This window comes from Aromatoleum evansii (assembly GCF_012910805.1).
GTDB lineage: Bacteria > Pseudomonadota > Gammaproteobacteria > Burkholderiales > Rhodocyclaceae > Aromatoleum > Aromatoleum evansii.
Genome location: NZ_WTVK01000097.1, coordinates 1 through 12,383, shown reverse-complemented (window position 1 = coordinate 12,383; position 12,383 = coordinate 1). Strand labels below are relative to the sequence as shown.

Sequence of the window (12,383 nt, the reverse complement as noted above, 5' to 3'; positions counted from 1 at the left end):
CCCCAACCCTCCCCTTGAAGGGGAGGGAGTAAGCCCGCGCCCACGCGAATCACGCCGCGGCCCGCGCCTTGGCGAGCGTCATCGCGGTGTCCTCGATCATGTCCTCCTGACCGCCGACCATCCCGCGCCGCCCCATCTCGACGAGGATCTCGCGCGCCGGCACGCCGTACTTCTTCTCGGCGCGCTTCGCGAACAACAGGAAGGAGCCATACACGCCCGCGTAACCGAGCGTGAGCGCATCGCGGTCGATGCGGATCGGGAAGTCCATGATCGGCACGACCAGGTCCTCGGCGACGTCCTGGATCCTGAAGACATCGACGCCGGTATCGATCCCCATGCGCGCGCACACCGCGACCAGCACTTCCATCGGCGTGTTGCCCGCGCCCGCGCCGAGACCCGCCGCGGCGGCGTCGATACGGTTCGCGCCCGCCTCGATCGCCGCGATCGAGTTCGCGACGCCCATCGCGAGGTTGTGGTGGCCGTGGAAGCCCAGCTCCATCGCGGGCTGCAGCGCCGCGCGCACCGAGCCGATGCGCTCGCGCACGTCCTCGGGCAGCATGTAGCCGGCCGAGTCGGTGATGTAGATGCAGTTCGCGCCGTAGCTCTCCATCAGCTTCGCCTGCGCGACCAGGCCCTCGGGGCTGTTCATGTGCGCCATCATCAGGAAGCCGACGGTATCCATGCCGAGCTTGCGCGCCATGCCGATGTGCTGCTCGGAGACGTCCGCCTCGGTGCAGTGGGTGGCGACGCGGATCGTCGACACGCCCAGCGCGTGCGCCATCTTCAGGTGATCGACGGTGCCGATGCCGGGCAGCAGCAGCGCCGACACGCGCGCCTGCTTCATCAGCGGTACGACCGCGCCGAGGTATTCCTCATCGGTGTGCGCCGGGAAGCCGTAGTTCACCGACGAGCCGCCCAGGCCGTCGCCGTGGGTCACCTCGATCAGCGGCACGCCTGCCTCATCCAGGCCGCAGGCGATGGTCTTCATCTGTTCGAGCGTCATCAGATGACGCTTCGGGTGCATGCCGTCCCGCAGGGTCATGTCATGGACGGTGATTTTCTTGCCGCGCAGTTCCATGGCGTTCTCCTCAGGCTGCGACACGTTGGGAGGCGACGGGCGCAAGCACCAGTTCGCCCTTGAGGATCTCCTCGGCGAACATCTCGGCGGTGCGTGCCGCCGCGGCGGTCATGATGTCGAGGTTGCCGGCGTACTTCGGCAGGTAGTCGCCGAGTCCTTCGACCTCGAGGAAGACGGATACGCGCTGGCCGTCGAAGACGGGGCCATTCACGAGGCGATAGCCCGGCACGTACTTCTGCACGTCCGCGATCATCGCGTGGATCGATTCCGTGATCGCCGCCTGGTCGGGTTCGGATTCGGTCAGGCAATGCACGGTGTCGCGCATCATGAGCGGCGGCTCGGCCGGGTTGATGACGACGATCGCCTTGCCCCGCTTCGCGCCGCCGACCTTCTCGACCGCGCCGGCGGTGGTGCGCGTGAACTCGTCGATGTTCTTGCGCGTGCCGGGTCCGATCGAGCGCGAGGACACCGTCGCGATGATCTCGCCATAGGCCACCGGCTGCACGCGAGAGATCGCCGCGACCATCGGGATCGTCGCCTGCCCGCCGCAGGTCACCATGTTCACGTTCATTTCACGCTGACCAACATGCCCGGCGAGGTTCACCGGCGGCACACAATAGGGGCCGATCGCCGCGGGCGTGAGGTCGATCATCAGCACGCCCATTTCGTTGAGCTTGCGGCTGTTCTCGGCATGCACGTAGGCGCTGGTCGCGTCGAAGGCGATCTGGATGTCGTCCGCCTGCACGTGCGGCAGCAGGCCGTCGACGCCGTCGGCGGTCGTCTTCAGGCCCATCTCGCGGGCGCGCACGAGCCCGTCCGAATCCGGGTCGATGCCGACCATCCACACCGGCTCCAGCACCGGGCTGCGCTGCAGCTTGTACAGCAGATCGGTGCCGATGTTGCCCGGCCCGATCAGCGCGCATCGGATCTTTTTCATCGTGTTTTCCTTATGGGTTCTCTGTTGGGGTGGCGCAGCGCACGCGGCGCGGAGGAGGAGAGCGATGGGTTTCGCGCCGCGTGCCTGCAACCGAAAAAACTATGCGAACGCGATCGAGCAGCTCCCCAGGCCGTCGATGTGCATCGTGAAGCGGTCGCCTGCGACGACCGGCACGAGCGGCGCGAGCGAGCCCGACAAAATCAGCTCGCCCTTGCGGAACGGGATGCCGAACTCACCGAGCGTGTTCGCGAGCCACGCCACGGCCTCCGCCGGGTGACCCTGCACCGCCGAACCCAGGCCGCTGCCCGCGGGCTCGCCGTTGCGGAACATCTCCATGCGCAGCGCCGCGAGATCCAGCCCGCGCGGATCGATGTGCTCGCGCCCGACCACGAACACGCCGCAGGACGCGTTGTCCGCGACCGTGTCCTGGATACGGATCTTCCAGTCGTCGATGCGCGAATCGACGATCTCGAAGCACGGCGCGACCCATTCGGTCGCCGCCAGCACGTCCTCGCGCGTCACGCCCGGGCCACGCAGGTCGGCCTTCAGCATGAAGGCAATCTCGCCCTCGGCGCGCGGCTGGATCAGTCCCGCCTGCGCGAGGCTCACCGTTGCGCCGTCCTCGAGCTGCATCGCGTCGGTCAGGAAGCCGAAGTCCGGCTGATGCACGTCCAGCATGTCCTGCACGGCCTTGCTCGTGACGCCGATCTTCTTGCCGATCACGCGCTCGCCTTCCGCCTCGCGCCGCTGCAGCAGGCGCAGCGAGATGCGATAGGCGTCGGCGACGGAGATGCCGTCATGGCGCGAAGTGAGCGGCGCCACGGTGCGTCGGCCGCGGAGCGCGGCATGCAGCTCGTCGCCCAGGGTTTCGATCAGGGATTTGTCCATGCTTGTCTTTGTTGTCGTCTCTGTTGGATAGGCGTGGCGACTCAGCGTGTCGGCTCAGCCCGGCCACACGCTCGATTCGGCCCCGCCGTCAACCTCGATGACCTTGCCGGTCACCCAGCGCGACGCGTCGGAGGCGAGGAAGAGCGCCGCCGCGGCGATGTCTTCGGTCTCGCCGAGGCTCTGCAGCGGAGTGTTCTTGATCATCCCGTCGCGCATCTCGGGGGGCAGCACGCGGTTGAGCGCATCCGTCAGAATCGGTCCCGGCGCGATCGCGTTCACGCGCACCTGCGGCGCGAAATCCTGCGCCAGCAGCCGCGTGAGCTGTGTCAGCGCGGCCTTCGCCGTGCCGTAGGCGCTGAAATGCGGCTGCGCGTAGCGTGCGGCGCCCGACGTGATGTTGATGATGTTGCCGCCGCCCGCCTCGCGCATCAGCGGCACGCAAAGCTGGCTCAGCGCATAGGCCGAGCTCACGTTGAAGCGGAACACGTCCTCGAACTCCGCGGGCGTCATCTTCAGCGGATGGTTCGGCCCCGCGCCGCCCGCATTGTTCACGAGATGCGTCATCCGCCCGAAGCTATCCTGCGCGGCGGCGACGAGCGCTGCCCGCTGGCCGCCATCATTCACGTCGCAGGACACGGCGAGCGCCTGCCGACCCATCGCGCGCACCTCGGCCGCCACGGCCTCCACGTCCGCCAGCGTGCGCGCCGCACAAACCACGTCGGCGCCGCGCTCGGCGAAGGCCAGCGCGATCGCACGCCCGATGCCGCGCCCCGCGCCCGTCACCACGGCCACACGGCCTTCCATGCTGAAGCGATCGATGATGCTCATGCGTTCTCCGGTTGAAGGGTTCGAAAGGTCCACTCAGCGAGGAGCCCACAGGTCGGGCAGCCCCGGATCGGTCGCGGCGACGAAGCGCTTGAGCATCAGCTTGAGCGCCATCACGTCGCCCGCGCCGAGCTTGTCTGCGAGGTTGTCCTCCTGCGCCTTCGCCAGCGCAATCTGCCGCAGCGTCACTTCGCGCCCGTCGGCGGTCAGCACGAAACGGCTCGCCTTTCCGTGCTGCTCGCACGCCACGAAGCGCCGTGCCTCCAGCGCAGCCATCATTTCCGGCGTCGCCTCGATCCCCGTGTAGCTCACGAAGGCGTTGATCTCGTCGAGCGTGAGGTTGTCGCGGATACACAGCACCGACAGCAGGAAGAAGTTCGCCTCATCGAGCGCGTCGCCCGCCAGCATGCGGCGCAAGCCGAACAGCATCTGGTAATGGGCGCGCCCCAGCAGGTAGCCGAGCAGATCCTCGGTGTAGCTGCACTCCGGCGGGGGCGCTGCGGCCAGCCGCAATTCGCTACGCGGCTTGCGCGCCGCCAGCGCATACTGGCCCGCCTGATACACGAGCGGAGCCTGCTCGCTGCGGTCGTAGGCGCGCACTTCGCCGACGAAGATCACGTGATCGCCGCCCTCGTAGGTGAAGGCGGTGCGGCACTGGAAGCGCGCCGTGCAGCCGGGCAGCAGCGGCGCCTTGCTGATACCCTCGTCGAGCGCGATGTCGGCGAACTTGTCCCCCCCCTGCGAGGCGAAACGGCCCGACAGGCCTTCCTGCGCGGCCGAGAGCACGTGCACGTTCCAGTCCTGGCTCGCCGAGAAGGCCTCCAGGCTGCGCGCGTTCTTCGCGAGGCTCCACAGCACCAGCGGCGGATTGAGCGACACGGAATTGAAACTGTTGGCCGTCACCCCCACCGGCGTGCCGTCCGGCGCCCGCGTGGTGATGATCGTGACCCCGGTCGTGAACGTGCCGAGCGCGGCACGGAACGCCTGCGGATCGAAGCTCGCTTGAGACGTCATCGGGGGCCTCCGGATACAGGGAACATGGCCGCAGTATCAAAGTTGGCCAGGCCTGCAACATCGTCCCAACGGACTAACAGCGAAACCGCAGGATGCACGCCCCTCCGGCGGTGCGAATTCCGCGCCGCCGGTCGCGATGACAGCGAGAAAAGGAGGAGGTGTTAGCGCGGGGGATGGACGTAATCGCCGGGCACGAACACGTAGCCATCCATCAGCCGTCGCGCACTGCGGCTCATCGTGGCCCGCTCGACCCGCCAAGCTCCGCCGAGGCATGCGGCCGCGGCCCCCACTGTCAGACGCCCCGACGGATGCCCGATGCGAATTTCACCGCGCGGCCCGCCGGCGCCGAACAGGCGCGACACCACCGTCCCCGGAATGGCTGCCGCAACGGCCAGGGCAATCGCGCCGGTGCCGGTCATCGCATGATGCAGTTTGCCCATCGACAGGATGCGCGCGCACAGGTCGATGGCTTCGGCCTCCACCCGCCGCCCGTCCGAGGCGGTGAAGCTCGTCGGCGGCGCAACGAAGGCGAGTTTGGGCGTGTGCGGGCGGCTTTCCGTCGCCTCGCCCGCGGTACGAGCCAGACCCATCGCCACCGCCCCGCAGGCGCGCAAGGACTCGCAGCGCGCGAGCACCGCCTCGTCCTGGTTGATCTCGGGCTGAAGCTCCGTCCCGCGGAAGCCCAGCGCCGCCGCATCCACGAAAATGGTCGGATTGCCCGCATCGATCAAGGTCGCCTCGATCCGCCCCAGTCCCGGCACCTCGAGCACATCGATCGGACGTCCGGACGGAAACATGGCTCCGCCGTCGCTGCCCTCCTCCGCCGCGGGATCGAGGAATTCGAGCCGAATCTCCGCCGCCGGGAAGCTCACGCCATCCAGCTCGAAATCGCCCGTCTCCTGCACCTCCCCCCCCTGCATCGGCACGTGCGCAATGATCTTCCTGCCGATATTCGCCTGCCAGATCCGCACCACGGCCCGGCCCTCGGCGGGAGCTTCGACCAGGCCGCGCGTAATCGCGAAGGGCGCGACGGCCGCCGTCAGATTGCCGCAGTTTCCGCTCCAGTCGATCACGGGGCGCTCGACCGACACGGCGCCGAACCAGTAGTCGACATCGCAATCCGCACGGTGGCTGCGGCGCACCAGAACGACCTTGCTGGTGCTGGAGGTGGCGCCCCCCATGCCATCGATCTGCTTGCCGTAGGGATCCGGGCTGCCGACCACCCGCATCAACAGTGCGTCGCGCAGCGCGGGGGCGTCCCGCACTGCCTCGGGAAGATCCTCGGGGGTGAAGAACACCCCCTTGCTGGTGCCGCCGCGCATGTACGTGGCGCGCACGGCGATCTGACGGGACGACCGGTTCATAAAGCAGCCTGGACAAAGGTGAGCAAGATTGCGCGCCCGCATGGAAGCGCCGAACCAAGCCTATCCGGGCACCTTGCGCAGTGGCAAGTGAATCGCCCGTCTGGGCACCCGGTATAATCGCCGCCGATCAATACGGATGAGTATGGAACATGTTCGACTGGAGAGCCTACGAAGACGGCATCTACGCGTTCGATGCCGGCTATGTGCGCCCGATTCTCGCGGCCATTCACCTGATCGTCGACAACGGCCGGGTGGCGCTGGTGGATACCGGCAGCAACGACTCGCTGCCCAATGTGCTCGCGGCGCTCGACAAGCTGGGCCTCACCCGCGAAGCGGTCGACTACATCATCCTCAGCCACATCCACCTCGACCATGCAGGCGGCGCCGGCACCCTGATGCGTGAGCTGCCGAATGCGCGTCTGGTCGTGCATCCGCGCGGCTCCCGCCACATGGCCGAACCGTCCAAGCTGGTCGCGGGCGTCACGGCCGTGTATGGCAAGGACTACGTCGAAACCGTCTACGGTGACATCCTGCCGATTCCCGCCGATCGGATCATCGACGCGCACGACGGACTGGTGCTGCGGCTGGGACAGCGCGAACTGCTCTGCATCGACACCCCGGGGCACGCCAAACACCACATTTGCGTCGTCGATCATCAGGCCCAGGCCATCTTCAGCGGGGACATGTTCGGCATTTCCTACCGCGAATTCGACGTCGACGGCCGCCAGTTCATCCTGCCGACGACCTCCCCGACCCAGTTCGATCCGGCCGAGATGCACGCGTCGATCGACCGTCTGATGAGCTTCGCACCCAGGTTCATGTATCTGACGCATTACGCGCAGCTGCATGACGTGCCCGCGCAGGCCGACGCGCTGCGCCGTCGCCTCGACCGCTTCGTCGCGATCGCCCTCGCCCACGGCGCGGACGGCGATGGCCGCCAGGCGACGATCAAGGCAGCCATCACCGACTACATGATCCGCGAGCTGCGCGCGCACGGTTGCACACTGCCCGTGGACGAGATCGCCGCGGTGTTGGCAACCGACCTCGAACTGAATGCGCAGGGGCTCGCCCACTGGTTCGATCATCGCGAAGGCGTGAAAAGCTTACGGTAATCTGTACAATATCCTGTGCATTTTGCGCGACTCAGGAGGCCATCATGGCTATTTCCGCAAGCGACGTCGTCCCGCTCTCGCACGCGCGGGCCAACTTTTCCGAACTGGCGGAAGAGGTCAAGGGCGGCGCCGAGAAAATCATCACCAAGAACGGCGAGAGCTACGTCGCCTTGATCGACGCCAACCGTCTGGACTATTACCACCAGCTGGAGCGTGAGCGGATTCATCTGCTGCTGATCGACGAGGCGACCGCGGGACTCGATGATGTGGCCGCGGGCAAGGTGACGGACGCCCGCACCGCGATTCAGTCGATCAAGCGCCGCCGCAACGCCTGAGTTGCGACGGATCTGCGTGTGGCAAGAAATCTCGCCGTCAAACTCACTGCAAACTTCGAGCGCAATCTCGAAGACATCGAACGCTTCCTGACCGATGCAGAAGTGCCGCACGCCTTCGACAGCTTGCTGGACGAACTGCTTGAAACGGTGATTCCCAACCTCGAGCGCTACCCCGCAATGGGGCGATCGTTCCTGACCCGTCAGCCACGCTCTGTCGAAGCGACCAATGCACTGGCAAGGCTCCGTGCAAAGTTGTCGGCACTGACGGCCGATATGGGCGCTCTCCGCGAATACGTCCTCAAGGACTACCTGCTGCTCTACGCTCAGACGGAAGGGACGATCTACTTGCTGGCGATCCGACACCAGCGACAACTTTCCTTCGACTTTGCAGGGCACTGGACGCGATAGCCCAACCGGCCGCTCCGCCATGGTCCGATCGGACGAGGCCGGCCCTCGCCATGCGGTGATAGTGTTGCGTCCAAAGCGCACGCTGCATTCCGCCGCGCGACACTTCTCCGACAACCCAACGGAACCGCCCACGCCATGACATCCCCCGCAAGCACCGTCGCCGGCCTGAACGAAATGCTCGCGCAGCAGAAAACCGCCTTCACGGGCGCCGGCCCGGTCGGCGCGGACGAACGCCGGGCCCGCATCCAGGCCGTGATCGACCTCCTCGTGAAGCATCACGAACCCCTCGTCGCCGCGATGGATGCCGACTTCGGCAACCGGCCGAAGGGCTTCTCGCTGATGAACGACGTGCTCGGCTCGCTGACCTCGCTCAAGCACGCGCGCGACCACCTCGAAGCGTGGATGCAGAACGAGAAGCGCCAGCCCTTCACGCCCTACGATCACTTCGGCGGCGAAGCCTGGGTGATGTACCAGCCCAAGGGCTCGGTGGGCATCATCGGCACCTGGAACGCCCCGCTGTTCACGCTGCTGAGCCCGCTCGCCTACGTGCTTGCCGCCGGCAACCGCGCGATCCTGAAACCCTCCGAAATCACGCCCCGCACCGCGGCCGCCGTCGCCGAGGCCTTCGCTGAATTGATCGACCCCGCCATCGTCGGCGTCGTCACCGGCGGCCCGGACATCGGCGAAGCCCTCAGCCGCCAGCCCTTCGACCATCTCGTGTTCACCGGCAGCACCACCGTCGGTCGCGAAGTGATGCGCAATGCCGCCGAAAACCTCGTGCCGGTCACGCTCGAACTCGGCGGCAAGTCGCCGACCATCGTCGCGCGTAGCGCCGACCTCGCGACCACCGCCTTCCGCATCGCCGCCGCCAAGGCCTCCAACGGCGGCCAGCTGTGCGTGAATCCGGATGTAATTTACGCGCCGCGCGAACGCCTGGAAGACTTCGTCGGCGCGCTCAAGTCCGCCTACGCCTCGCTATTCCCCACCGTCGCCGGCAACCCGGACGTCGTCGCGGTCGTCAACGCCCGCCATCTCGACCGCGTCGAGGCCTACGTGGACGAAGCCACCGCGGCCGGCGCGCGCGTCGAAGTCACGCCCGCACCGACGCCGGCCGACCCCGCGGACCGCCGCCGCCCCCTGCGCATCGTCATCGACCCGCCGCGCAGCTGCCGCATCATGCAGGAAGAGATCTTCGGCCCCGCCGTGGTCGTGCTGCCCTACGACGACATCGATGCCGTCATCGCCGACATCAATGCCCGCCCCCGCCCCCTTGCGCTGTACTACTTCGGCGAGGACGCAGCCGAGCAGCAACGCGTACTCGAGCACACCCTCTCGGGCGGCGTAACGATCAACGAAGCCATGTTTCACGCCGCGATGCAGGACGCGCCCTTCGGCGGCGTAGGTGCCTCGGGCATGGGCCATTACCACGGCCGCGAGGGCTTCATCGAGTTCAGCCACGTGCGCACGGTGTTCAAGGCGCCGGCTTACGACCCGCGGCGCGAATGGGGCACCCTGCCGCCCTACCCCGAGCATTTCCTCGCCGCGATGCAGTCCCAGGTCACTCCCTGACAACGCACCCGACCCGACACTGGAGGATTCCCGATGGCACCCGAGATTGACCTCGCAAGCCGATTCGCCGCCTCCGGTCTCGGCGTCCCCGAATACGACCACCTCATCCGGCTCGTCTACGAAGGCGTCACCGAGACAGTGCCCTGGACGCGGCTGCTCGAAGCGCTCCGCCAGCGGCTCGACGCCAACTACGTCTCGTTGATCCTGCGTCCGCCGACGCCCGAGCAGCAGTGGCGCGTCGTCTTCGCCGGCGAAGCCCAGCCGGCAATCGCCTCCACGTACGAAACCTTCTTCTACGCGATGGACCCCTTCGTCAATCTGCCCGCCGACCGCATGGTCACGGTCGACGAAGTGATCAACGAGGCGGACTGGCTCAAGAGCGCCATCTACCAGGAATTCCTCAAGCCGCTCAACATCCGCTACTACATGGGCGCCGACGTCGGCGGCGGCAACGACGCCATCTGCCGCATCCGCGTCAGCCGCCCTATCGGCTCGGTTCCCTTCTCCGAACACGAGCGCGCGCTCTGCACGCTGCTGCTGCCGCACCTGAAATGCGCCGTGCGCCTGCGCTCCGCGCAGGACGCCACCGAGGCTGAGCGCACGGTCTACGCGGGCGCGCTGGAGCGCCTCTCAATCGGCGCCGTGATCCTCGACAAGAAGGGGCGCGTGCTCAAGACCAACCGCGCCGCCGAAGAAATCCTCGCCGAACGAAACGGCATCAGCGTCGTCCAGGGAGGCCTCCAGGCCTCCTACGGCAGCGAGAATCGCGAACTGCACCGCCTCATCGACCAGGCCGTCGCGGGCCACACCGACCGTGGCCCCGGCGTCGTCGGCGCGATGTCCATCACCCGCACCGCCGGCCACGGCAACCTCGGCATCCTCGTCCGCACCGCCCCCATCACCGAGTGGTCGGAAACCGCCAACCGCCCCGCCGCGGTCGTCGTCATCCGCGACTCGGAGTCCCGCGTGCAGGCCTCGCAGGCGCTGATGAAACGCCTCTACAGCCTGACGCCCGCGGAATCGACCCTCACGCTCAAGCTGCTCGACGGGCTCACCGTGGACGAGGCGGCGGAAGAACTGTCCATCAGCCGCAACACGGCGCGCTGCCAGCTGCGGGCGATTTTTGCAAAGACGGGGGTGACGCGGCAGACGGAGTTGCTGCGGCTGCTGCTCGGGGGCGTGATTCCCCTGGCGTAAGCGCGCCGGGCACCAGCTTTATCTTCTGCAATCCGGTTTCGCGTCAGGCATCGGCCTATACTGATCTCGTACCGGCTCGAGTCGGTACTTCTCAGGAGCAGCATCATGGGCAAACAAAGACACAGCACGAAGGAAGAGAAGAAACAGGCTCTCATGACCCCGAAGGAAAAGCGGGAAGCGAAACACGCGAAGAAGCACGCGAAGGATTACGTGCCGATGATTCCCCATTGAACGGAAAAGCCTGCGACGCTGGCAGCGTCTTGCACCGAAATTATCGCTTCCTACCCATAAGGCCAGTCGGCCGATGCAGCACTTCGAATATTTGATCCGCAGCGACCTCCACGACATGGCGGAAGACGTCGCCCGCCCTTTCGGAAGCCGGGAACGTGAACGGCTGAAAGCCTACACCGAGGTGGTAGCAACCGAGCTCAACAAGCTCGGAGCCTTGGGGTGGGAACTGGTCAAGGCGCCCGACGTCGCCACCAACCGCAGCTGGATCTTCAAGCGGCCGATGGCCTGACACTTGGTTGCCGACTCCCTGATCCGGGACGCATAGGGCGCCGTCTTCTGAATCCACGTGCGGAGCTGCCAGCCCAGCTCGTCGGTACGTGCGGATCGCCTGGACCGTCCGGTTTGGTCCACCACCATTTCTCGCACTATTCCCTTCGCCCTTGCGTGAGTATCACTTTCGACTCACGCTTGCATCAATGTAGATGCAGCGAGGCGCCCATGAGAACCACCGTGACAATCGATGATGCGCTCTACGAGCGAGCGCTCGAAGTGGCCGAGCCCGGCATGGACAAGGCCGACCTCTTCCGCGAAGCGATCAAGACTTCCGTCAGAGTCCAGTCTGCAAAACGACTGGCGGCCCTTGGCGCCACCGCACCGGACATGCAAGAGATTCCCCGTCGCCGCGAGGACGCTCGATAGTTAACCGCGTTCTGGTCGACACCTAGGTATGGATCGACCACCCCCGGCGCCGCACTGCTCCGCTAATTGACCTGCTGGAGCGGGACCTCGTTGTCACGCATCCCCTTGTCGTCGGCGAAATCGCGTGTGGCCCCCCACCAGACCGGGTTCGCACTCTGCCGGATCTGACCCGCTTGCAGCACGCCCAACAGGCCAGCGTTCGGGAAGTCATGGCGTTCATTGAACGCGAACGCCTGTTCGGCCTGGGCTGCGGGCTCGTTGATCTGTTCTTGTTGGCCTCCACGCTGCTGACGCCAGGGCTTGAACGGTGGACGCTGGAGAAGCGACTGAGCACACTGACGCGCCGATTCGGCGTGATGCATCAACCCACCGTTAACTGACCCGTCCTGTAACGCACTCGGCTGGGGCGCACCGCCGAATCCGCGATCACACTGAAGCTCGACCACCGCTTGACGGGCCGCAACTCGGCCAATGCCGACGTTGCCCCCGCGACCCAAATCGGTCCGAAATGCATCGGTTACCAGTCGCTCGGCCACAGTGCAGACTGAGCGGCAGCCTTGCTGCCTTGCGAGGGTGCCCCCCGCTCTGATAGTGACGTCTGGCCTGCTCCCGATTCTCCGGACACATTGCATGGCAACATGTGTCTAGGAGGAATCGATGCGAACAAGAAGGAAGTTCTCGGACGAGTTCAAGCGCGAGGCGGTGCGTTTGGCAACGCAGCCGGGT

General features: G+C 66.4%; 16 protein-coding genes. 9 read left to right on the top strand and 7 right to left on the bottom strand.

Annotated features, from left to right (window positions below):
- Nucleotides 1-49 precede the first annotated feature (49 nt).
- The 6 genes from dmpG to prpF form a co-directional block, all read right to left on the bottom strand.
- A complete protein-coding gene (gene dmpG / locus GO615_RS26250) occupies nt 50-1,078 on the bottom strand; it encodes a 4-hydroxy-2-oxovalerate aldolase (RefSeq protein WP_169132812.1) in 1,029 nt (342 codons plus the stop codon).
- Between the two features lie 10 nt (nt 1,079-1,088).
- Nucleotides 1,089-2,015: an acetaldehyde dehydrogenase (acetylating) gene (locus GO615_RS26245; protein WP_169132811.1), complete on the bottom strand. Its 927-nt coding sequence runs from the start codon at nt 2,013-2,015 to the stop codon at nt 1,089-1,091.
- A 99-nt stretch (nt 2,016-2,114) separates the two neighbouring features.
- Entirely contained in the window at nt 2,115-2,903 is a 789-nt protein-coding gene (locus tag GO615_RS26240; RefSeq protein WP_169132810.1) for a fumarylacetoacetate hydrolase family protein, read from the bottom strand.
- 54 nt (nt 2,904-2,957) lie between these two features.
- Nucleotides 2,958-3,731: a glucose 1-dehydrogenase gene (locus tag GO615_RS26235; RefSeq protein ID WP_169132809.1), complete on the bottom strand. Its 774-nt coding sequence runs from the start codon at nt 3,729-3,731 to the stop codon at nt 2,958-2,960.
- Between the two features lie 33 nt (nt 3,732-3,764).
- Nucleotides 3,765-4,742 (bottom strand): flavin reductase family protein, encoded by a 978-nt coding sequence (locus GO615_RS26230; protein ID WP_169132808.1) that lies wholly within the window; start codon nt 4,740-4,742, stop codon nt 3,765-3,767.
- Nucleotides 4,743-4,903: 161 nt separating this feature from the next.
- Nucleotides 4,904-6,106 carry a 2-methylaconitate cis-trans isomerase PrpF gene (prpF, locus tag GO615_RS26225; RefSeq protein ID WP_169132807.1) on the bottom strand — a complete coding sequence of 401 codons (1,203 nt, stop codon included), beginning with the start codon at nt 6,104-6,106 and terminating at the stop codon, nt 4,904-4,906.
- A gap of 149 nt (nt 6,107-6,255) precedes the next feature.
- Here prpF and GO615_RS26220 point away from each other — a divergent pair, with 149 nt between their 5' ends.
- The 8 genes from GO615_RS26220 (at nt 6,256) to GO615_RS26190 (ending at nt 11,657) form a co-directional block, all read left to right on the top strand.
- Entirely contained in the window at nt 6,256-7,218 is a 963-nt protein-coding gene (locus tag GO615_RS26220) for an MBL fold metallo-hydrolase (protein WP_169132806.1), read from the top strand.
- A 44-nt stretch (nt 7,219-7,262) separates the two neighbouring features.
- Complete coding sequence (locus GO615_RS26215; RefSeq protein ID WP_169132805.1) at nt 7,263-7,553, top strand: type II toxin-antitoxin system Phd/YefM family antitoxin; 291 nt, start codon at nt 7,263-7,265, stop codon at nt 7,551-7,553.
- 18 nt (nt 7,554-7,571) lie between these two features.
- Entirely contained in the window at nt 7,572-7,961 is a 390-nt protein-coding gene (locus tag GO615_RS26210) for a type II toxin-antitoxin system RelE/ParE family toxin (protein WP_339380145.1), read from the top strand.
- A 27-nt stretch (nt 7,962-7,988) separates the two neighbouring features.
- Entirely contained in the window at nt 7,989-9,530 is a 1,542-nt protein-coding gene (locus GO615_RS26205) for a coniferyl aldehyde dehydrogenase (RefSeq protein ID WP_422614284.1), read from the top strand.
- 33 nt (nt 9,531-9,563) lie between these two features.
- Nucleotides 9,564-10,727, top strand: coding sequence for a helix-turn-helix transcriptional regulator (locus GO615_RS26200; protein WP_169132803.1), 1,164 nt, complete (start codon nt 9,564-9,566; stop codon nt 10,725-10,727).
- A gap of 105 nt (nt 10,728-10,832) precedes the next feature.
- Nucleotides 10,833-10,958, top strand: a complete 126-nt coding sequence (locus GO615_RS29275) for a hypothetical protein (RefSeq protein ID WP_281358756.1) — start codon at nt 10,833-10,835, stop codon at nt 10,956-10,958.
- A 73-nt stretch (nt 10,959-11,031) separates the two neighbouring features.
- On the top strand, nt 11,032-11,247 hold the full coding sequence (locus GO615_RS26195) for a hypothetical protein (protein ID WP_169132802.1): 216 nt from the start codon (nt 11,032-11,034) through the stop codon (nt 11,245-11,247).
- A 209-nt stretch (nt 11,248-11,456) separates the two neighbouring features.
- Nucleotides 11,457-11,657: a type II toxin-antitoxin system VapB family antitoxin gene (locus GO615_RS26190; protein ID WP_169132801.1), complete on the top strand. Its 201-nt coding sequence runs from the start codon at nt 11,457-11,459 to the stop codon at nt 11,655-11,657.
- A gap of 62 nt (nt 11,658-11,719) precedes the next feature.
- Here GO615_RS26190 and GO615_RS26185 read toward each other — a convergent pair whose 3' ends face one another.
- Nucleotides 11,720-12,019, bottom strand: coding sequence for a hypothetical protein (locus GO615_RS26185; protein WP_169132800.1), 300 nt, complete (start codon nt 12,017-12,019; stop codon nt 11,720-11,722).
- A 295-nt stretch (nt 12,020-12,314) separates the two neighbouring features.
- On the opposite strand from GO615_RS26185, the gene GO615_RS29570 reads away from it, so the two are divergent.
- The coding region (locus GO615_RS29570) for a transposase (RefSeq protein ID WP_169131142.1) at nt 12,315-12,383 on the top strand (69 nt) is incomplete at its 3' end.